Origin of the sequence: Streptomyces sp. NPDC002838 (assembly GCF_040295365.1) — a bacterium.
Classification (GTDB): Bacteria; Actinomycetota; Actinomycetes; order Streptomycetales; family Streptomycetaceae; genus Streptomyces.
The window spans coordinates 103,670-124,527 of the sequence record NZ_JBEOVF010000004.1 but is presented as its reverse complement, the minus strand read 5'-3'; the positions used below and the strand labels follow the sequence as shown (position 1 = coordinate 124,527).

General features: G+C 69.6%; 18 protein-coding genes and 1 tRNA gene. 10 read left to right on the top strand and 9 right to left on the bottom strand.

Annotated features, from left to right (window positions below):
• Positions 1-145 precede the first annotated feature (145 nt).
• The 6 genes from ABT063_RS07605 (at position 146) to ABT063_RS07580 (ending at position 4,845) form a co-directional block, all read left to right on the top strand.
• The gene (locus ABT063_RS07605) at positions 146-478 is read left to right on the top strand and encodes a hypothetical protein (protein ID WP_351056261.1); all 333 of its coding nucleotides are present in this window, start codon (positions 146-148) and stop codon (positions 476-478) included.
• 378 nt (positions 479-856) lie between these two features.
• Positions 857-2,122, top strand: a complete 1,266-nt coding sequence (locus ABT063_RS07600; protein ID WP_351056260.1) for a helix-turn-helix domain-containing protein — start codon at positions 857-859, stop codon at positions 2,120-2,122.
• Positions 2,123-2,246: 124 nt separating this feature from the next.
• A complete protein-coding gene (gene orn, locus ABT063_RS07595; RefSeq protein ID WP_351056259.1) occupies positions 2,247-2,846 on the top strand; it encodes an oligoribonuclease in 600 nt (199 codons plus the stop codon).
• Between the two features lie 135 nt (positions 2,847-2,981).
• Positions 2,982-3,054: transfer RNA gene (locus ABT063_RS07590), tRNA-His, on the top strand.
• Between the two features lie 1,143 nt (positions 3,055-4,197).
• Positions 4,198-4,488, top strand: coding sequence for a zinc-ribbon domain-containing protein (locus ABT063_RS07585; RefSeq protein ID WP_351056258.1), 291 nt, complete (start codon positions 4,198-4,200; stop codon positions 4,486-4,488).
• 75 nt (positions 4,489-4,563) lie between these two features.
• Positions 4,564-4,845 carry a hypothetical protein gene (locus tag ABT063_RS07580; protein ID WP_351056257.1) on the top strand — a complete coding sequence of 94 codons (282 nt, stop codon included), beginning with the start codon at positions 4,564-4,566 and terminating at the stop codon, positions 4,843-4,845.
• 12 nt (positions 4,846-4,857) lie between these two features.
• Here ABT063_RS07580 and ABT063_RS07575 read toward each other — a convergent pair whose 3' ends face one another.
• Positions 4,858-5,913, bottom strand: a complete 1,056-nt coding sequence (locus ABT063_RS07575) for a LacI family DNA-binding transcriptional regulator (protein WP_351056256.1) — start codon at positions 5,911-5,913, stop codon at positions 4,858-4,860.
• Between the two features lie 377 nt (positions 5,914-6,290).
• Between ABT063_RS07575 and ABT063_RS07570 the strand changes: the two genes are divergently transcribed.
• From ABT063_RS07570 to ABT063_RS07555, 4 genes are all read left to right on the top strand, one after another.
• Positions 6,291-7,613 (top strand): ABC transporter substrate-binding protein, encoded by a 1,323-nt coding sequence (locus ABT063_RS07570; RefSeq protein ID WP_351056255.1) that lies wholly within the window; start codon positions 6,291-6,293, stop codon positions 7,611-7,613.
• 5 nt (positions 7,614-7,618) lie between these two features.
• Positions 7,619-8,632: a carbohydrate ABC transporter permease gene (locus tag ABT063_RS07565; protein WP_351056254.1), complete on the top strand. Its 1,014-nt coding sequence runs from the start codon at positions 7,619-7,621 to the stop codon at positions 8,630-8,632.
• 11 nt (positions 8,633-8,643) lie between these two features.
• On the top strand, positions 8,644-9,546 hold the full coding sequence (locus ABT063_RS07560; protein ID WP_351056253.1) for a carbohydrate ABC transporter permease: 903 nt from the start codon (positions 8,644-8,646) through the stop codon (positions 9,544-9,546).
• Positions 9,547-9,691: 145 nt separating this feature from the next.
• The gene (locus ABT063_RS07555) at positions 9,692-11,152 is read left to right on the top strand and encodes a GH1 family beta-glucosidase (protein ID WP_351056252.1); all 1,461 of its coding nucleotides are present in this window, start codon (positions 9,692-9,694) and stop codon (positions 11,150-11,152) included.
• A 116-nt stretch (positions 11,153-11,268) separates the two neighbouring features.
• On the opposite strand, the gene ABT063_RS07550 is transcribed toward ABT063_RS07555, so the two are convergent.
• From ABT063_RS07550 to ABT063_RS07515, 8 genes are all read right to left on the bottom strand, one after another.
• A complete protein-coding gene (locus tag ABT063_RS07550; protein ID WP_502990770.1) occupies positions 11,269-13,275 on the bottom strand; it encodes a beta-galactosidase in 2,007 nt (668 codons plus the stop codon).
• On the bottom strand, positions 13,272-14,585 hold the full coding sequence (locus ABT063_RS07545; protein ID WP_351056459.1) for a glycoside hydrolase family 36 protein: 1,314 nt from the start codon (positions 14,583-14,585) through the stop codon (positions 13,272-13,274). Before ABT063_RS07545 ends, ABT063_RS07550 begins: the two co-directional genes overlap by 4 nt.
• 37 nt (positions 14,586-14,622) lie before the next feature.
• Positions 14,623-15,507 (bottom strand): carbohydrate ABC transporter permease, encoded by an 885-nt coding sequence (locus ABT063_RS07540; RefSeq protein ID WP_351056251.1) that lies wholly within the window; start codon positions 15,505-15,507, stop codon positions 14,623-14,625.
• Positions 15,504-16,484 carry a carbohydrate ABC transporter permease gene (locus ABT063_RS07535; RefSeq protein ID WP_351056250.1) on the bottom strand — a complete coding sequence of 327 codons (981 nt, stop codon included), beginning with the start codon at positions 16,482-16,484 and terminating at the stop codon, positions 15,504-15,506. The genes ABT063_RS07540 and ABT063_RS07535 overlap by 4 nt, the downstream gene beginning before the upstream one ends.
• A gap of 40 nt (positions 16,485-16,524) precedes the next feature.
• Positions 16,525-17,829, bottom strand: coding sequence for an ABC transporter substrate-binding protein (locus ABT063_RS07530; RefSeq protein WP_351056249.1), 1,305 nt, complete (start codon positions 17,827-17,829; stop codon positions 16,525-16,527).
• 215 nt (positions 17,830-18,044) lie between these two features.
• Complete coding sequence (locus ABT063_RS07525) at positions 18,045-18,755, bottom strand: response regulator transcription factor (protein ID WP_351056248.1); 711 nt, start codon at positions 18,753-18,755, stop codon at positions 18,045-18,047.
• Between the two features lie 527 nt (positions 18,756-19,282).
• Entirely contained in the window at positions 19,283-20,146 is an 864-nt protein-coding gene (locus ABT063_RS07520; RefSeq protein WP_351056247.1) for a spermidine synthase, read from the bottom strand.
• Positions 20,147-20,196: 50 nt separating this feature from the next.
• Positions 20,197-20,628: a hypothetical protein gene (locus tag ABT063_RS07515; protein WP_351056246.1), complete on the bottom strand. Its 432-nt coding sequence runs from the start codon at positions 20,626-20,628 to the stop codon at positions 20,197-20,199.
• Positions 20,629-20,858: the final 230 nt, after the last annotated feature.

The following is a 20,858-nucleotide window of genomic DNA, read 5'->3' as shown; positions in this document are numbered from 1 at the left end:
ACGAGTGGGCGCCTGTAACGCAATGGTTGCTGCGCTGTACAGGCGGTTTGCACAGCATTCACTTACGGCCGGGTCACACCGGACACACAGTGACCGATGGATCGAACACGCGTTGAACCCAGGAGCCACGCCCCAGGGAGCACGCATGTCCGGTCCCAGACGCCGTTCCGAGACCCCCCTCGCGACCTCACCCGGCCAGAACTCCGCCACGGACGTGGTCCGCTGGGCGACCTTCAGCTGCGCGCTCGTCCCCGTGGTACTCCTCTGGTACGGCACCTCCCTCGCCGGCGCCGCCGGCACCGCCCTCGGTCTCGCCGCCGTCACCGCCGTCTGCCGTATCCTCCTGCGCCAGTCCGAGCGCGGCGCGGCCCGCCTGCTCGCCGAGGAACGCGCCCCGCATCGCGGCCGCCATCACAGGACCGGAACGGGGGCACACAGAGGCGGACGTCACACTGGGGGAAATACACCGGTCGGCTGACCGGTTTTCACGCACGCGCCCGACTCTTTTCAGCCAACTTCTGGCCCCCGCGTGTCCCCGGTCCCAACCACCCCCCAACCCCCGTTCCACCTGCACGGAAAGGGCCGCCGGGGGTCTGCGCACCCTACGTGGATTGGCCACTGCGACAAGGCGCACTTCCCTGCACGGCCCACGAGTGCAACGCTTCGTGATCGAATGCTTCACGCCAAGTTGCCAAGTCGACAATGTGCCGGATGACGAACTGGTCTTCCCGGCACCACGGGACGCAGTAGATTCGATCTTGACTTTCTTACGGCGGGGGACTCGTGCAGGACCGAGGGGAAACGTGCAGGAGCGACACAACCGAGGAGCCGCGACCACCGAGGGGGGCTTAGCAGTATGAGCCACGACTCCACTGCCGCGCCGGAAGCCGCGGCCCGGAAACTTTCCGGGCGACGCCGCAAGGAGATCGTCGCGGTGCTGCTGTTCAGCGGCGGTCCCATCTTCGAGAGTTCCATACCGCTTTCGGTGTTCGGCATCGACCGCCAGGACGCCGGCGTGCCGCGCTACCGCTTGCTGGTGTGTGCCGGCGAGGAAGGTCCGCTGCGGACCACAGGGGGCCTGGAACTCACCGCCCCGAATGGCCTGGAAGCGATCTCACGAGCGGGCACGGTCGTCGTACCGGCCTGGCGTTCGATCACTTCTCCGCCACCGGAGGAGGCGCTCGACGCACTGCGCCGGGCGCACGAGGAAGGCGCCCGCATCGTCGGGCTGTGCACCGGCGCCTTCGTCCTCGCGGCGGCGGGCCTGCTGGACAGCCGCCCCGCGACAACGCACTGGATGTACGCGCCGACGCTGGCCAAGCGCTATCCGTCGGTGCACGTCGATCCGAGGGAGCTGTTCGTCGACGACGGCGATGTGCTGACGTCGGCGGGTACGGCGGCCGGGATCGACCTCTGTCTGCACATCGTGCGGACGGACCACGGCAACGAGGCGGCGGGCGCGCTGGCCCGGCGCCTGGTGGTCCCCCCGCGCCGGTCGGGCGGCCAGGAGCGCTACCTCGATCGGTCTTTACCGGAGGAGATCGGCGCCGACCCGCTCGCCGAGGTCGTCGCCTGGGCGCTGGAACACCTCCACGAGCAGTTCGACGTGGAGACGCTGGCGGCGCGGGCATACATGAGCCGCCGTACGTTCGACCGCCGGTTCCGCTCGCTGACGGGCAGTGCCCCGCTGCAGTGGCTGATCACGCAGCGGGTGCTCCAGGCCCAGCGCCTGCTGGAGACGTCGGACTTCTCGGTGGACGAGGTCGCGGGCCGTTGCGGCTTCCGTTCGCCGGTGGCGCTGCGCGGGCATTTCCGCCGGCAGCTGGGGTCGTCCCCGGCCGCGTACCGGGCCGCGTACCGCGCCCGCAGGCCGCAGGGCGAGCGGCCGCCGACGGACGGTGACGGCACGGCGAGTCCGGTCGGGCCGACAGCACATCAGGGCCAGGCGAGCGCACCGGCGCCCCTGCACCCCGAGGGCGGCCCGGTCCCGCTCCAGACCCGCCGCACGGCACCGCCGAGCCCGGTGGGGACGTCGGCGTCACTGTCGTCGTCTTCGGAGAACGGCCGCGAGGCGTATGCGGGGAGCAGGGCGAGTCTGCCGGGGCAGCGCAGCGGGATGTGACGGCTGGGCCGGGTGGGGGCGAGCGCGGGGAGGTTCTCGCCCCCACCGCCCCTTCCCGTCCCGTCACCTCGTGACCAACCAACGCCGGGGACCCAAAAGCGGACGTCAGCCGTAGGGTGGTCGCATGAACGATCGCATGGTGTGGATCGACTGCGAGATGACCGGCCTCTCGCTGTCCGACGACGCGCTCATCGAGGTGGCCGCCCTCGTCACCGACTCCGAGCTGAACATCCTCGGCGACGGAGTCGACATCGTCATCCGCCCGCCGGACCGGGCGCTGGAGACGATGCCGGAGGTGGTGCGTCAGATGCACACCGCGTCCGGACTGCTCACGGAGCTGCCCGGCGGCACGACGCTCGCCGACGCCGAGGAGCAGGTCCTGGCGTACGTACGCGAGCACGTGAAGGAACCCGGCAAGGCCCCGCTGTGCGGCAACTCCGTCGGCACGGACCGCGGTTTCCTCCTGCGGGACATGCCGACGCTGGAGGACTATCTGCACTACCGGATCGTCGACGTGTCGAGCATCAAGGAGCTCGCCCGACGCTGGTACCCGCGGACGTACTTCAACAGCCCCGAGAAGAACGGCAACCACCGCGCCCTCGCCGACATCCGCGAATCCATCGCGGAGCTCCGCTACTACCGCGAGGCGATCTTCGTACCGCAGCCGGGCCCCGATTCCGACACGGCGAAGACGATCGCCGCGAAGTACGTCCTGCCCTCGTAGTAAGCACGTCCTGCCTGCGCAGAAGGCCCACGTCAGAGGCCCTCGAAGGGGCGCCGCGAAAACCTGGCGCGAGCACCCCTTCGGACCCTGTACACTTTTTCTCGGCCGGTCGGGGAAAACCCAGCACCGGTCATGGTGGGTGTAGCTCAGCTGGTAGAGCACCTGGTTGTGGTCCAGGATGCCGCGGGTTCAAGTCCCGTCACTCACCCTGAGTATTCGGCCGGTGACCTTGGCGACAAGGTCACCGGCCGAAGTCGTGTCAGAGGCGAATACATGGCGAATCAAGGCCCGCTCGCACACAGGACGTCCCGGGCGGGCAGCTCCCCGCCCCGCGGGTAGTCGTTGACGGCCCGGTCGGCGCACGGCACCGGCGTCAGTCCCTTCGCCCCACGGCCGTAACGGGACGTTGTTGTCGCGGCGGGCCTGGAGCATCAGGACGGGCACGGAGTTCCGTACAGCCGTGCCCGGCTCGTCCGGCGCGGCTGCGGACGCTGTTGCGCCAGTACGTCTCCGGGTCCTTCGGCCAGCCACCGGCCGGCCAGCCGCCGTCGCCGCACATGAACAGCGCCCCGCCGGTCAGGCTGTCCGCCGGCTCGGAGGACGACAGGAGGTCGAGCAGGCCGGCCAGGTCCGGGCCCGGCTCGGTCAGTTCGCCGGCCGCCGCGGCCGACAGGTCCCGGACGACCGACGCGAGCGGGGCGTCGTACTCCTGATGCTGGATCAGCTGGCGCAGCAGCAGGCACGAACGAAGTTGAGAGCTGGGGGAGGGTGGAGGCGTGGGGCAGGAGGCCGGCCGCCGGGCGGCAGCGCGCGGCGAGGTCCCGGGCGGAACGGACGGACGCGTCGAAGTCCTGCCGCGGGGACGTCGACTCCGCGGGCGCGGGTGCCGGTCCGGCCGGGGCGCAGTGCAGGGGCGTGCTCGCGACGAGGAACCTCGGGTCGAAGCCGATCAGGGGCGAGGGTGTGCGCGAGTCCGGTGCCGCCGGGGCCGCCCGGATTGGAGAGGAGGATTCCGCGTCGGTGCCTGCCGTCCCGGGCCTCGACACGGGAGATCGCGATGCGGATCGTACGGCCGCCGGGGTCGGAGTAGTCGAGCGGAACCGTCACCTCCGCGCACCGTGCGCCCGCCTGGTTCAGCTCCTTCTCGGCGGCCGGGCACGGGCCCCAGGTGAGCCGCTGGTGGGCGAAGGCGGCGGCCCGGCAGGTAGAGGGATAAGGGCGTGGTGCTCCTTGACGGGCTGGCATGGTCACAGGCGACGCTAGAAACTCGGAAGCCTCAGTACCATCGGGCCACCTGGCCGATCCCTCCTGGGGCTGGCCCCAGCCAAGCCGTTCCGGAAGGACCGACACAATGATCATCTTCGGCACCAAGGGATACCTGTACCAGCTCGCGATACTGACGCTGGTGTGCGGTCAGTGCGGCAACCCCGCCGCACACACGCTCAGGAAGCGCGTCACGAAGTTCACGCTGTTCTTCGTGCCGCTGTTCCCGATCTCGACGAAGTACGCGACGCAGTGCACCTTCTGCGGCGCGGAGCAGAAAGTGACCAAGGAACAGGCGGAGCAGTTGCAGGCACAGGCCGCGAGCGGCCAGGGCGGTCAGCAGTACGGGCAGCCGCAGCAGCAGCCGTACCAGTCCTGAGCGGTGTCTCCCTCACCCCACAAGCTTGGGCGTATCGTCTGCTTATGAGCCATTCGTGAGGTTGGGAGGCTCGTCATGCGGTCGCGGCGGATTCCTCGGTGGCGGCTGCTGACGTGGGTGATCCTCGCGTTCAATCTGGCGATGCTGCTGTGGCTCGTGATCGCCCTCGACGAGGCGGGCGAGAGGTGTGTCGGGGAGCTGTGCCGGGACGCCAACGATCTGGGTTCCACCGTCGGCGCCTGGCTGGTGATCTTCTTCTGGCTGGCGGGCGTCGTGCTGCTGGGCGTCGCCTGGCTGGTCACCCACCGCACCGAGCGGCCGGAGCCGCGGCACCGCAGAGGGTGGCACCGGCACTGACGCCGGCCGGGATCAGGACGACGTCCGCGGCACCAGCTTCGTCGCCAGCACCACCTGCCGCCGCTCCAGCTCCCGGGACATCGTCGGACGGCGGTCCGCGATCTCCGACAGCAACAGGTCGATCATTCTGCGGCCCATCTCCTCGATGGGCTGGCGGACGCTGGTGAGCGGCGGATCCATGTGGCGGGCGATGGCGGAGTCGTCGTAACCGACCAGCGCCACGTCGTCGGGGATACGGCGGCCCGCCTCGCGCAGGACCTGGCGGGCGCCGGCCGCCATCACGTCCGACCCCGCGAAGACCGCGTCCAGGTCGGGCCGGCGGGCCAGCAGGGTCGTCATCGCGCGGCGGCCGCCCTCCTCCGTGAAGTCGCCGGGCTCGATCAGCTGCTCGTCCACCTCGTGCCCCGCGTCGAGCAGGGCGTCGCGGTAGCCGTCGACGCGCCGCTGGGCGCCGTAGACGTCGAGGCGGCCGGTGATGTGGGCGACCGCGCGGCAGCCACGGGCCAGCAGGTGCTCGACCGCCGAGCGGCCGCCGCCGTAGTTGTCGGAGTCGACCGATGGGAGCGTCTCCGCGGCCGACCTCGGGCCGCTGATCACGGCCGGTATCTCCAGCTGGGCGAGCAGGTCGGGAAGGGGGTCGTCGGCATGGACGGACACCAGCAGGACGCCGTCCACCCGGTGCGCGGCCAGGTACTGGGCCAGCCTCTGCCTCTCGCGGTCGCTGCCCGCGAAGATCAGCAGCAGCTGCATCTCGGTGTCGGAGATCTCCGCGCCGACGCCCTTGAGCATGTCCGAGAAGTACGGCTCGGCGAAGAAGCGGGTCTCCGGCTCAGGGACGACCAGGGCGATCGCGTCGGTGCGGTTGGCGGCCAGGGCGCGCGCGGCCGTGTTGGGGACGTAGCCGAGCTCGGCGACCGCCGCTTCCACCGCCGCGCGGGTCGCGTCGCTGACCCGGGGCGAGCCGTTGATCACCCGGGAGACGGTGCCGCGCCCGACGCCCGCCCGTGCCGCCACCTCTTCGAGGGTGGGCCGGCCACCGCTCCGGCCCCGCGCTCCGTGGCTTGCCATGGGCTCCGCCCTCTCGTCGACCCTTACGTTGGCCTGGAATCTAACAGTCCTGTCGCGGGCGACACCGTCCCTGGTGGGCTCCGGCCTGCCGGGGACTGTTTCCGCAGGAGGGCCGCAGGAGGCCCCTGCGGCTGGCTGGATCGTTACCCCGGGGTTCCAGTTAACAGCCCGATAACTGAACGCATCTCTCGGCTCCTAGTCCCTTGACACCCCCGCTCGGACCGACGAACCTTCAACACATCACAAGTGGGAGCGCTCCCACGGTACCTGACACATACACAACCCGCACGTTCCCCGCCCGAGCCGCAGCAAGAACTAACGGGTCCAACAACGCAGTTGGCCGGGGGGTCGGCACGTCAGGGCAACAGGAGGACGCAATGCGAGCACGCAACCGAACCGCCCGCAAGGCGATGGTCCTCGCGGCCGTCGCGTCGCTGGGCGCCGGGCTGCTGGCCGGCTGTGCCGACGACGGCGGAGACGACGACTCCGACTCGCCGTCGGGTGGCGGCGGCAAGACCACGATCACGCTGGGACTCTTCGGTACGCAGGGCTTCAAGGAAGCCGGACTCTACACCGAGTACGAGAAGCTCAACCCGGACATCAAGATCGCCGAAAACGTCGTGGAGCGGAACGAGAACTACTACCCGGCTCTCGTCAACCACCTCACCACCAACAGCGGTCTGCAGGACATCCAGGCCGTCGAGGTCGGCAACATCGCCGAGGTGGTGAACACCCAGGCCGCGAAGCTGATGGACCTGTCCAAGGTGTCGGGCGTCCAGTCGAGCAACTGGCTGGACTGGAAATGGAAGCAGGCCACCACCAAGGACGGCCAGACCGTCGGTCTCGGCACCGACGTCGGCCCGATGGCCATCTGCTACCGCAAGGACCTGTTCGAGCAGGCCGGTCTGCCCTCGGCCCGCGAGGAGGTCGGCAAGCTGTGGGCGGGCAGCTGGGAGCAGTTCGTCGAGGTGGGCAAGGACTACCAGGCGAAGGCTCCCAAGGGCACCACCTTCCTGGACTCCCCCGGCGGTCTGCTGAACGCGATCGTCAGCGGTGAGAGCGAGAAGTTCTACGACGCCTCCGGCGAGGTCATCTACAAGACCAACCCGGCCATCAAGAAGGCCTTCGACCTGACCGCGCAGGCCGCCGAGGACGGGCTGATCGGCAACCAGACGCAGTTCCAGCCCGCCTGGGACACGACGATCGCCAACAGCAAGTTCGCCGCGATGTCCTGCCCGCCGTGGATGCTCGGCTACATCAAGGGCAAGTCGAAGCCCGAAGCGGCCGGCAAGTGGGACGTGGCCACCTCCCCCAAGCCCGGCAACTGGGGCGGCACCTTCCTCGCCGTGCCGAAGTCCGGCAAGAACACCGAGGAGGCGGCGAAGCTCGCCGCGTGGCTGACCGCGCCCGAGCAGCAGGCCAAGCTGTTCGCCAAGCAGGGCAGCTTCCCGAGCGCCCCGGCCGCGTATTCTCTGCCGCAGGTCACCGGCGCGAAGAACGACATGACCGGTGACGCCCCGATCGGCACGATCTTCGCCGAGGCCGCCAAGCAGATCCCCGCCCAGGTGATCGGCCCGAAGGACCAGATCATCCAGCAGGGTCTGACCGACAACGGCGTCATCCTGGTGACCCAGGGCAAGTCGGCCAAGGAGGCCTGGGAGACGGCCACCAAGACCATCGACAACAACCTGGAGAAGTGACCGGTATGACCACCCGGCACGACACCGCCGCGCCCCCCGACAAGGAGGGGGGCGCGGCCCCGGGCCGCCCGCCCGCCGACGCCGTGCCCGAGGTGGACAAGCGCCGCCGGGCCCGGCTCTCCCGCCGCTGGCAGCGGGACATGCGCTGGAGCCCGTACGCCTTCGTCTCGCCGTTCTTCCTGTTGTTCCTCGCGTTCGGCCTGTTCCCGCTGATCTACACCGGCTGGGCCTCGCTGCACACGGTGGAGATGACCGCGCCCACCGACATGGAGTGGGCGGGCCTGCGCAACTACACCCGGATCTTCGACGACGACTTCTTCTGGAACGCGGCGAAGAACACCCTGACCATCGGCATCATCTCGACGGTCCCGCAGCTGCTGATGGCGATGGGCATCGCCCACATCCTCAACTACAAGCTGCGCGCCTCGACCTTCTACCGGGTCATGATGCTCGCGCCGTACGCGACGTCGATCGCCGCCGCGTCCCTGGTGTTCGTGCTGCTCTTCGGCCGCGACTACGGCATGATCAACTGGGCCCTGGGTGCCGTCGGCATCGACAACATCGACTGGCAGAACGACAAGTGGGCCTCCCAGATCGCCGTGTCGTCGATCGTGATCTGGCGCTGGACCGGCTACAACGCGCTGATCTACCTGGCCGCGATGCAGGCGATCCCGCAGGACCTGTACGAGTCGGCGGCCCTGGACGGGGCCAACCGCTGGCAGCAGTTCCTCCACGTCACCCTGCCGTCGCTGCGCCCGACGATCCTGTTCACCTGTGTCGTGTCGACCATCGGCGCCTCCCAGCTCTTCGGCGAGCCGCTGCTGTTCGACGCGAACAAGGGCACCTCCGGAGGCTCCCAGCACCAGTTCCAGACGCTCGGCCTGTACCTGTACGAGCAGGGCTGGGTCAACCAGCACCTGGGCCGCGCCTCGGCGATCGCCTGGACGATGTTCCTGATCCTCATCGTGATCGGGATCGTCAACTACGTCATCTCGCGCCGGCTGCGCGCCAGTAGTTAGGAGACCCGGCCGTGACGACGACACTGACCCCGGTGGACACGCCCGAACACAAGCCGAAGCGCGTACGGCGCCCCAAGTCGGCCCGCGCGGGTGGGCAGATGCATGCCGGCCCCCTCGCGTACGTCATCCTCGCCCTGTTCACCATCGGCTCGCTGTTCCCGCTGGTGTGGACGGCGATCGCCGCATCCCGCGACACCCAGCGTCTGGCGCAGTCGCCGCCGCCGTTCTGGTTCGGCTCGAACCTCTTCGACAACCTCGAGATCGCCTGGAAGGACGCCAATCTCGGCGAGGCGTTCATCAACACCACGTTCGTGGCGGGGGTGTCGGCGCTGACCATCGTGTTCCTGTCGACGATCGCCGGGTTCGCCTTCGCCAAGCTCCGCTTCAAGGGCCGCGGCGCGATGATGCTGATCGTGATCGGCACCATGATGGTGCCGCCCCAGCTCAGCGTGATCCCGCTGTACATGATGGTCGCCGAGCTCGGCTGGACCGACCAGCTGAAGGCCGTCATCTTCCCGTCGCTGGTGAGCGCGTTCGGGGTGTTCTTCATGCGGCAGTACCTGATCCAGGCTCTGCCGGACGAGATCATCGAGGCGGCCCGGGTGGACGGCGCGAGCAGCTGGCGGGTGGTGTGGCACGTGGTCTTCCCGGCCGCGCGGCCCGCGATGGCCGTCCTGGGCATGCTGATGTTCGTCCAGACGTGGAACGACTTCCTGTGGCCGTTCCTGGTCCTGACCCAGACCGGCAGCCCGACCGTCCAGGTCGCGGTCGCGGGCCTCGGCCGGGGCTTCACGCCGGACCAGTCGCTGATCATGGCGGGCGCGCTGCTGGGCACACTGCCGCTGCTGCTGGTCTTCGCGATCTTCGGCAAGCAGATCGTGGGCGGCATCATGCAGGGCGCGGTGAAGGGCTGACGCCCTGCGGCTCGCTCTGCCGCTCGTTCTGTCCGCTCGTTCTGTCGCTCTTCGGGGGCCGGGTCACCGCCGCCTCGGCCCCTTCTCTCCCTCCCTTCCCCCCATCCACCCGACGGTCTCCACGACCTCCTATGGGAGCGCTTCCATGCCTGAGTCCGAAACGCCGGCGACCCCGGCGACCTTTCCTCCCGCCTTCCTCTGGGGCGCCGCGACCTCCGCGTACCAGATCGAGGGGGCGGTGCGGGAGGACGGCCGCACACCCTCGATCTGGGACACCTTCAGCCATACGCCGGGCAAGACGGCCGGCGGCGAGACCGGTGACATCGCTGTCGACCACTACCACCGCTACCGCGACGACGTGGCGCTGATGGCGGAGCTGGGCCTGACCGCGTACCGCTTCTCGATCTCCTGGTCGCGCGTGCAGCCGACGGGCCGGGGCCCGGCGGTCCAGGTCGGCCTGGACTTCTACCGGCGCCTGGTGGACGAGCTGCTGTCCGCCGGGATCAAACCGGCCGTCACGCTCTACCACTGGGACCTGCCCCAGGAGCTGGAGGACGCGGGCGGCTGGCCGGAGCGCGACACGGCGTACCGCTTCGCGGAGTACGCGCAGATCGTCGGTGAGGCGCTCGGCGACCGGGTGGAGCAGTGGATAACGCTCAACGAGCCGTGGTGCAGCGCCTTCCTGGGCTACGGCTCCGGGGTGCACGCTCCCGGCCGTACGGACGCGGCGGCTTCACTGAAGGCCGCGCACCACCTCAACTTGGCGCACGGGCTGGGCACGTCGGCCCTGCGGGCCGCCATGCCGGCCCGCAACTCGATCGCGGTGAGCCTCAACTCCGCGGTCGTGCGCCCGCTTTCGCAGGACCCGGCGGACCTGGCGGCGGTCCAGAAGATCGACGACCTGGCCAACGGCGTCTTCCACGGCCCGATGCTGCACGGCGCGTACCCGGAGACACTCCTCGCGGCGACGGCATCGGTCACGGACTGGTCGTACGTCCTCGACGGCGACCTCGTCGCGATCAACCAGCCGCTGGACGCGCTGGGCCTGAACTACTACACCCCGGCGCTGGTGTCGGCGGCCGAGACGCAGGCCGACGGCCCGCGCGCCGACGGCCACGGCGCCAGCTCGTTCTCCCCCTGGCCGGGCGCGGACGACGTCGCCTTCCACCAGACCCCCGGCGAGCGCACGGAGATGGGCTGGACGATCGACCCGACGGGCCTGCACGACCTGATCATGCGCTACACGCGCGAGGCCCCGGGTCTTCCGCTGTACGTCACGGAGAACGGCGCGGCGTACGACGACAAGCCCGACCCCGACGGCCGCGTCCACGACCCGGAGCGCGTCGCCTACCTGCACGGCCACCTCAGGGCGGTCCGCCGCGCCATCGCGGACGGCGCGGACGTCCGCGGCTACTACCTGTGGTCCCTGATGGACAACTTCGAATGGGCGTACGGCTACAGCAAGCGCTTCGGCGCGGTCTACGTCGACTACGCGACGCTCGCCCGCACCCCCAAGTCGAGCGCGCTCTGGTACGGCCAGGCGGCCCGCACGGGAACGCTCCCGCCGCTGACGATGGACCTTCCACCGGTGACCGCGGCCGACTAGGCCCGGTCACACACCCGGGGGGAACCGGGGGATGGGGCGCGGCATCCGAGGGGTGCCGCGCCCCGCTGGTGTTCAGCTGCCGTGTCCCAGTGACGGGCAGCTGTGTACCTCCCCCGTCACCGTCCGCCGCGCGGTTCCCGTACCACCACGACCTCTCCCGGCGGCACGATGACCGAACCGCCCGGCAACGGCTTGCCTGTCAGGAGTTCGGTCGCGTCGCGGGCCACCGGGACCTCCGCACCGCGTCCCGCGTGGTCGATGAGGAACAGGTAGTCGGCGTCCTCGCCCCGCCGCAGTGCCGCCTCGACGCCCGCCGGGGTGACGCGTACCGGCTCGACGCCCGCCTCCACACGGATGCGGTCCAGTAGGGCAGCCAAAGCCGCGGGATCCGGCTGGGTCGCCACGTACCACGTCGTGCCTGTGCCGTGGGTGTGGCGGGTCACCGCCGGGACGCCGGTGAGCGGGCCGGACGTGTACGAGGCCACCGTCTCGGCGCCGGCCAGGGTCACCCGCTCCGACCACAGCGACGCCGTACCGCCCCCGCTCAGCCCGACCGGTTCCCCCGGCAGCAGCGGGAACAGCTCGTCCGTGCGCACGCCCAGCGCCTCCCGGAACGCGCCCGGGTAACCACCCAGCCGGACGTGGCAGTTCTCGTCGACCGCGCCGCTGTGGAAGCCGACGGCCAGAGTCCCGCCGCCCTCGGCGAAGGACGTCAGGTTCGCCGCGCCGGCCTCGTCCACCAGGTACAGGCTCGGGGCCAGGACCAGGCGGTACGGCGACAGGTCCGCGTCCGGGCGGACGAAGTCCACCGCGACGCCCGCGCGCCACAACGGCTCGTACCAGGAACGGATCCGGTCGAGGTAGCGGACCTGCTCGCTCGGCTGGGAGGGGAGCTCCAGAGCCCAGCGCGCGTTCCAGTCCCAGACCACCGCCACCGATGCCGTGCCCGTGCTGCCTCGCACCTCCGCCAGTGCCTTCAGGTCCGCGCCCAGCGCGACCACGTCCCGCCAGATCTGGCTGTCCGTGCCCGCGTGCGGCAGCATCGCCGAGTGCCACTGCTCGGCGCCCGCCTTCGCCGCCCGCCACTGGAAGTAGGCGATGCCGTCCGCGCCGCGCGCCACGTGGGCGAGGGCGTTGCGCCGCAACTCCCCCGCCGTCTTCGCCCGGTTGACGGGCTGCCAGTTGACCGCGCCCGTCGAGTGCTCCATCAGCAGCCAGGGGCGGCCACCCGCCAGCGAGCGCACCAAATCGCCGCTCAGCGCGATGTCGATCTCCGACTCGGGGTCCGTGGAGCGCAGGTAGTGGTCGTTCGAGACCACGTCCAGCTCCGGGGCCCAGCGCCAGTAGTCCAGCGCGTCGAAGTTGTACATCACCATGAAGTTGGTGGTGGCGGGGATCGACGGGGCCACCGTACGCAGCACCTCCCGTTCCGCCTTGTACAGGGACAGCAGCTCGTCGCTGCAGAAGCGGCGCCAGTCCAGCTGGTGGGTCGGGTTCGGCACCGCGCCCGTCGGGCGGGGCGGCAGGATCTCGTCCCAGTCGTAGTACCACTGGCTCCAGAACGTCGTGCCCCAGGCGTGGTTCAGCGCGGCCAGGTCGTCCTCGTACCGGGTGCGCAGCCAGCGGCGGAACGCCTCCGCGCTCGTGTCGCAGTAGCACTCCGCGTTGTGGCAGCCGTACTCGTTGTGGACGTGCCACATCGCCACCGCCGGATGGTCCGCGTAGCGCTCGGCGACCGCCCGAGCGATCCGCAGGGCCGCCGTGCGGTAGGCCGGACTGCTCGGGCAGAACGTCTGGCGGCTGCCGTACGACAGTGCGCGGCCGTCACGGTCCACGGGCAGCGCCTCCGGGTGGGCGCGGAAGAACCACGCCGGTGGGGCGGCGGTGGGGGTCGCCAGGTCGGCCGCGATGCCGTTCTCGTGGAGCAGGTCCAGGATGCGGTCCATGCGGGAGAACTCGTACTCGCCCTCCGCCGGTTCCAGCAGCGCCCACGAGAAGATGCCGACGCTGACCATGGTGACGCCGGCCTCCCGCATCAGCCGTACGTCCTCGTCCCAGACCTCCTCGGGCCACTGCTCGGGGTTGTAGTCGCCGCCGTACGCGAGGCCGCGCCCCGGGATCACTGGTCGACTCCCGAGAGAAGACGGCGAGTTGTCTCCACGCCCCACTGGTCGAGGGACAGCAGGCGGTCGCTGGAGGCCATCAGGCCGCCGGCCGCCTCCACGTGTGCCGCCCAGCGTTCGCGGGTCTCCACGGCGGGGCGCGCCATCAGGCAGTCGGGGTCGTTGATCCACAGGCGGCCGTGCTGCCACTGGCGGCCGACGCCGGTGAACTCGGCCGGGTCCTGGCCGGGCTGGCTGTAGTCGTCGGCCTCGGGGCGGCGGTGCGGGGCCGTGTCGGGGCTGACCCGCATCGCGTCGAACAGGCCGATGGAGGGGAGCAGCGGGGCGCCGCAGCCGAGCAGGTACGCGTCGGCGCCGATCGCCTCGCGGATCAGCTCGATGCCGGAGCGGTACGCCTGGAGCGCGTCGACGGACGCGTGCCGTACGCCGTCCAGCGCGCCCGCGTACAGGAAGTCGACCTTGAAGTAGTCGTAGCCTTCGGCGCGCAGGGTCGTGAAGACCGAGGTCAGATATGCCGCCGCGTCGGGGTGGGTGGTGTCGAGGACGCGCAGGTCGTGGCCCCAGTTGCGGCCGGCGTGCGTGAAGCCGCCGTCCGCGTCCCGGACCAGCCACTCCGGGTGCTCGGTGGCCAGCTCGCTCGCCGGGTCGACGAGGAAGGGTGCCGTCCAGATACCCGCCCTACGGCCCCGGGCCCGGATCGCGTCGGCGATGCCGGCGCGGGAGAGGAAGCGGCCGGAGAGGGTGAGCCAGTCGCCGAGGGCCTTCTGGTAGCCGTCGTCGATCTGGACGACGTCGATGGGCAGGTCGAGGGTGTCCATCGCGCGGAGGTTCTCGTGGATGTCGTCCTCGGTGACGGCGGTGAAGTACTCGTACCAGGAGCACCACACGGTGGGGGCCGGGCGGGGAGCCGTAAGCCCCAGGCCGTCGGCCCAACTCCCCAGCACCGCTTGGATGTCCGTGCCCGTCCACTCCTTCACCGGGCCGTCCGCGCTGACCTCCGCCCGGTCGCCGCTGACGACCAGGCGGATCGACGGCACCTCCCGCACAGGGTCGGCCGCCGCCCACAGCCGGACCGGTGTGCCGTCGCCGGGGTCCAGGGCCAGCAGCCCCTCGCCCTGGAAGGTGCTCTCGGGGACGGTGACGCCGGGGCGGTAGCAGACCGTCGCCCAGTTGTCGTTGGTCGGGCGGTACGGCTTGTCGCCGAGGGCGTAGGCGCCGCTGGGGCTCCAGGACTGCCAGCCCTCCTCGTGAACTCGGGCGGTGCGCGGGTTCACGGGCACGGAGGCGATCGGCGTGAAGGGGTTGTGCACGGAGGTCTCTTTCACGGAATCTCAGGGAAAGGGCTGGTCAGCCCTTGTTGGCGCCCAGGGTCAGTCCGCTGACGAACTGGCGCTGGAGCACGAAGTACACGATCAGGGTGGGGATCGCGGTGAACAGGGCGCCGGCGGCGACGAGGTTGGGGTCGGTGAAGTAGGCCCCGGTGAGGTTGTTCAGGGCGGAGGTGATCGGCATGTTCTCGCCGGTGGAGATCAGCACGAGGGCCCAGAAGAAGTCGTTGTAGATCCAGATGGACAACAACGTGGCCAGGGCCGCCATCGCCGGGCGGCACAGCGGCAGCACGATCTGCCAGTACAAGCGCCACACCGAGGCGCCGTCCACCAGCGCGGCCTCGGTCAGCTCGTGCGGCAGCGTGCGCATGTAGTTGCTCAGCACGAAGGCGCAGAAGCCGGACTGGAAGGCTACGTGGATGAGGACCAGGCCGAGCGCGGAGTCGTACAGCTTGCCGGACATGGTGATGCCGGGCAGGTCGACGAGCAGGTACAGGCGGTACAGCGGGGTGATGATGACCTGCTGCGGGAGCAGGTTGCCGGCGGTGAAGACCAGCAGCAGGAACAGGTTGATGCGGAAGTCGAAGCGGCTGACGTAGAAGGCCACCATCGACGACAGGAACAACGTCACCAGCACCGCCGGCACGGCGATGATCATGGTGTTGACGAAGTAGTGCCCCATGTCCGACTGCGTGAACGCGTTGGTGAAGTTGTCGAAGCTCAGCGTGTCGGGCCACGAGACGTAGCCCTTCTCGCTGGTCTCCGCGTAGGGCCGCATGGCCGAGTACAGCGCCCACAGCAGCGGCCCGAGCCAGGCCAGCGCGGCGCCCGCGAGGAAGAGGTGCAGCAGGATCCGGGCGGGGCGCAGGGGCGTACGGACCTTGGTCGTGACGGTGGTGCTCATGCGCGCCGCTCCTTGCGGAAGGTGGCCACCAGGTACGGGATGATCACGACGAGGGAGATCAGCAGCAGGACGACCGCGATCGCGGAGCCGTATCCGATGCGGCTGGACTCGCCGATGATGTTGTTGGTGACCAGGATCGAGAGCAGTTCGGTGCCCTCGGCGCCCTTGTTGAAGACGAAGACCAGGTCGAAGGCGCGCAGGGCCTCGATGATGGTGACGACCAGGACGACGGTGTTGGTGGGGCGCAGGGTGGGGAAGATGACGTTCTTGAACGTCTGCCACTCGTTCGCCCCGTCCAGCGCGGACGCCTCGCGCAGCGAGGGGTCGACGCCCTTCAGGCCGGCCAGGTAGAGGATCATCATGTAGCCGGTGTGCCGCCAGGACGCGGCGATGAGGATCGCCCACAGGTTGAGGTCCGGGTCGCCGATCCAGTCGATGTACTTGCCCGGCTCGTTGGCCCCGATGACGCTGTTGATCAGACCGGTGTCGGGGTTGTAGATGAGCTGCCAGACGAAGCCGATCACGGCCATCGACATGACCACGGGCAGGAAGAACGCCGTCTGGTAGACCCTGCTGAACCGGATCTTCTTGTCCAGCTGCACGGCCAGGAACAGGCCGAGCGGGGTGGGGATCGCGATCAGGACGACGAACCAGATGACGTTGTGCTGGACGGCCGGCCAGAACTGCGGGTTCTGCTCGAACAGTTCCTTGAAGTTCTGGAGTCCGACCCACTTGATCGAGTCGAAGCCGATGCCGTCCCAGGTGGTGAAGGCCAGGGCGATCGAGGCGAGGGCCGTCACCCACACGAGAGTGATGTGCAGGATCGTCGGCAGGCCCGCCATCAACGCCAGGGCGAACCGGTCCCGGCGGGTGAGCAGGCGGCGGTGCCCCTGGGGCACCTTCTTGCCGGTCTTCGCGGGCGCGCCCGGAGGCGGCTCGGGGGCCGCCTCCGGGGTCTTGGTGGGGGTGGTCGTCATGTCGACTCCGTCAGATCGATCTCCGTCAGGCCGATCCGCGTCACGAGGACGCGAAGATCGTCTTCTTCTGGCGCTCGATCGACGTCAGCAGGCTGTCGACGCCCTTGGGGTCACGGATGAACTTCTGCAGCGCGGGCTGCATCACCGTGGAGGTGAAGTCCGGACGGCTGTCGCGGTCCATGAACTGGGTGAGGCTCTTGGCGCCGGCGATCATGTCGTACGCCTTCTTCTGAAGGGTGGTGTACGAGGAAGTGTCGGCCTTGGTGGAAGCGGCGACGACGCTCGGGTCGGCCTTGAGGTAGATCTGCTCGGCCTCCGGGGTGCCCAGGTACTCCATGAGCTTGACCGCCTCGGCCTTGTTCTTCGGGCTCTTGCTCATCATGAAGCCGTCGGTCGGCGCCTCGACGGTGTCCTGACCGTACGCCGGGTCGATCTCCGGGAAGGCGAAGAAGTCGAGGTCCTCGAGGTCGGCCGCGTTGGTGAACTGCTGGCCCACGAAGGTGCCCAGCAGGTACATGCCGGCCTTCTTCGACACCAGGGTCTGCGCGGCATCCTGCCAGGTGCGGCCGACGGCGCCCTCCTGGTGGTACGGGAGGATCTCGGTCCACAGGTCGAAGACGGACTTCACCTTGGCGTCGGTCCAGGAGGCCTTGCCCGCCATCAGGTCGACGTGGAAGTCGTAGCCGTTCTTACGGAAGTTGATCTGGTCGAAGGTGCCGAGCGCGGGCCAGGCGTCCTTGTCGCCGAAGGCGATCGGGACCAGCTTGTCCTTCTGCATCTGCTTGCACAGCGCGACGAAGTCGTCCCAGGTGGTGGGGACCTCGTAGCCGTACTGCTTGAAGACGCTCTTCCGGTAGAAGACCGCCCAGGGGTACGTGTACAGCGGCACGAAGTAGTACTTGCCGTCCTCGCCCTTGCTGAGCTTCTGCATCGCCTCGGGGAAGTTGCCCGCGATCGTCTGCCACACGTCGTCGATCGGGGTGGCGAGACCCTTGGCCGCGAAGAACTGCATCCGGTAGCCGGCGAACCAGGTGAACACGTCGTCCGGCGTGCCCTGCAGGTAGGAGTTGATCTGCTCCTGGAAGGTGTTCGAGTCCTTGGTGTTCACGTCGACCGTGATGCCGGACTTCTTCTTGTACGCCGCGTAGATGTCGGCGAACGCCTTCTTCGGCACCGCGTCGGACGCCTTCGACCCGAGGGTGACCGTCTTCGGGTCGGCGGACGTGCCGCTGCCGCCACAGGCGCTCAGCAGGGGTATACCGGCGCCGAGCAGGGCTGCGCCGCCCATGCCGCGCAGCAGGGTGCGGCGGGTGGGAGCAGGGAGGGAGGGGGAGTGGTGGTGCATGGACGGCTCCTGAGGGCAGGGTTCGGCCGGGGAGGGATTGAAGCCGGTCGCAATCAACCAGAAATCAACTTGACCGAACACGATGGCGCAATGACAGCCGTATGTCAGGTCATACGTCAATAGCTGTCACCCCCGTTTGTCGAAACGTAATCGACACAACCCCGCTCACCTCGGCGGTGTGGATCACTCATGGGTGAACGTGGAGACCAATCGGATCAGGGAGATGGGGGCGACGCCGTGGCGGGCGGCTGCAGTTTCACGCCGACGCCCCGCAGAGTGTGCAGATAGCGCGGCTGCGCGGCCGTCTCTCCCAGCTTGCGGCGCAGCCAGGACAGATGGACGTCGATGGTCTGGTCGTCGCCGTACGACTGCTGCCACACCTCGGCGAGCAGTTCCTTGCGCGGGACGACGACACCTGGCCGGCCGGCCAGGAAGGCGAGCAGGTCGAACTCGCGCCGGGTGAGATCGAGCTGTACGCCGTCCAGCTCGGCCTGTCTGCGTAGCGGATCCACGGTCAGTCCCCCGACCCGGAGCACGGTCTGCGACGACGCGTCCCCTGAGGCGGCACGGGACCGCCGTAGGACGGCCGCCATCCGCGCCGCCAAGTGCTCGGCCGAGAACGGCCTGGTCAGATAGTCGTCCGCCCCTGCGTTCAGCAACCGGACGATCTCCGTCTCGTCGTCCCGGGCGGTGGCGATGATCACAGGGACATCGGTGATGCCACGCAGCATCTTCAGGGCCTCGGCGCCGTCCAGATCAGGCAGACCGAGGTCCAGGATGACCACATCGAAGTGGAAATGGGCGACCTCGCGCAGCGCCTCCAGTGCCGTACCGACGCTGCGCACGGTGTGCGAGGCGTCGGTCAGATGCCGGATGAGCGACGAGCGTACGAACTGGTCGTCCTCGACCACGAGCACACTTGCCATGCGCCGCACCGTACGCCATGCGGCACAGGTCCATCCGGCGCCTGTGGAGGGCGGCGGCGACCGTAGGACATCGTTGACATCCTCCGCCTCTTGAAAGAGGGGGATTCCACCCCGGGTGGGTCGAGGTTCACGGGCGCTCGAACGGCCGGTGGCCGCTGTCACCCCTCCGGCACCGGCTGAGCGCCGGGGGCGGGGAATTCCGCCCTGTCCTGCCGCGACGTTGTGTGCTGCGTTCTCGTCCGCGTTGCAGGTGAAGCAGCAGGAGTCTTCGCGTTCACCAGGGGCGTGCCGTCGGGCCGGCACTGCGGAACCCGGTCCGTGCCGATCACGCGGAAGCCCTCGTGCCGGAACTTCTTCCGCCAAGTCGGCTCACCGAACCCGGACGTGAACCTGGCTTTCTTGGCCTTGGCGAAGTCCACTGCTCTGAAGGCCGGGGCACCCTGCGAGGAAACGAGGTGGAAGACGGAGACCTGGACCCGGGTGGAGATCGGGAACTACTAAATCGGGAACTACCAGGGGACCCCGCGTCACCTGAATACGGCTGGCGGCGGCGCCGGAGAGGCCACCGCGGCCGCGTCGGTCACCGGTACGGCCCCTCCCGTGAAGTCGGTGAGGGCCTTGCCGTGTTCCACGCGGCCCGGATGCGGGTCGGAGGCGGCGCGGCGGGTGAGTTCGGCCAGCGGGAGCGGGTGGTCGCAGGCGACGAGGACCGCGTTGCCGAAGCGTTTGCCGCGCAGGACGGTCGGGTCGGCGACCAGCGCGAGCTCGGAGAAGCAGGCCGCCGCGGTGGCGATCTGGCCACGCAGGTGGGCCAGCGGCGGCCCGTCTGCGAGGTTGGCGGCGTAGCAGCCGCCCGGCTTCAGGGCCCGGCGAACCTCGTCGAGGAACTCGGTCGAGGTGAGGTGGGCCGGGGTCCGGGCCCCGCTGAAGACATCGGCGATGACGAGGTCGGCCCAGCCGTCGGGCACCTTGGCGAGGCCGTCGCGGGCGTCCGCCGACCTGACCCGGATCCGCGTGTTCGGGGCCAACGGCAGTTCGCGGCGGACCAGTTGGACGAGGGGCGCGTCGCGCTCGACGACCTGCTGGGTGGAGCGGGGGCGGGTGGCGGCGACGTAACGGGCCAGGGTCAGCGCGCCGCCGCCTAGGTGCACCGCGTGCACGGGCCGGCCGGGCGGGGCGACCAGGTCGATGACGTGCCCGAGCCGCCGCTGGTACTCGAAGGACAGATACGCCGGGTCGTCCAGATCGACATGCGACTGCGGCGCCCCGTCGACGAGCAGCGTCCAGGCTCGCGCCCGGTCCCGGTCGGGTATGAGCTCGGCGAGCCCGCCGTCGACGGCTTCGACGACGGCGGCCGCGCTTTCGCGCCGGGCGTTCCTGGACTTTCCCATTGGGCCATTATCCGGCGCGGTGGAGGGGTCGGCTCAGTGAACCTGAACCGTCACGTGCAGTTGTCCGCCGCCTCGATCATCCGCGCCGCCTCCCCCAGTGCCGCGCGCAGCACCGCCGGATCGGTCGCGAGGTCCGCATCGCCCGGCGGCAGCAGCCAGTCCGAGCCCGCGACCGGCGGCTCAGGGCTCAGCCGCACCCCGCGCCCGTCCGTCTCCGTGCACGTGCTGCCCGGCACGTCCCACCCGGCCGCCGTCCCCGGCGGCACCACGAACCCGAGGGTGTCGCCGCCGTCGTCGTGCAGGACGGGCCCCACCGCCTCGTCACCCGCCCCGCGCCGCAGGATGTCGACCGCCTCGAGCCCGTGCCGCGTCGGCACCGTGACGACATCGCACCCGGGGTCCGGACACGCGGGCGGCGCACTGGACATGGCCGGCGTAAAAGGATCGATGCTCTGGCTGGTCTCCATCCCGGCCTCCACCACGGAACCTCTCCTCCAACAAGCGGTTCGGGAGTCGGGCTGCTCCCGGTCCGCAAGGTTCAACGCGTCCACGCGTCAACGGCTACGGCGGAAGTCCGCCGCAAAGGATGGCAGTTCATGGCAGATCCCGGATGAGATATCCGGTTTGTAGCCAAACACCGCGTGGCGGGTCCGGCACAGCCGGTACGTTCTTGCCCGCCGGAAGCAGGGTGACAACATCGATTAATTCGATT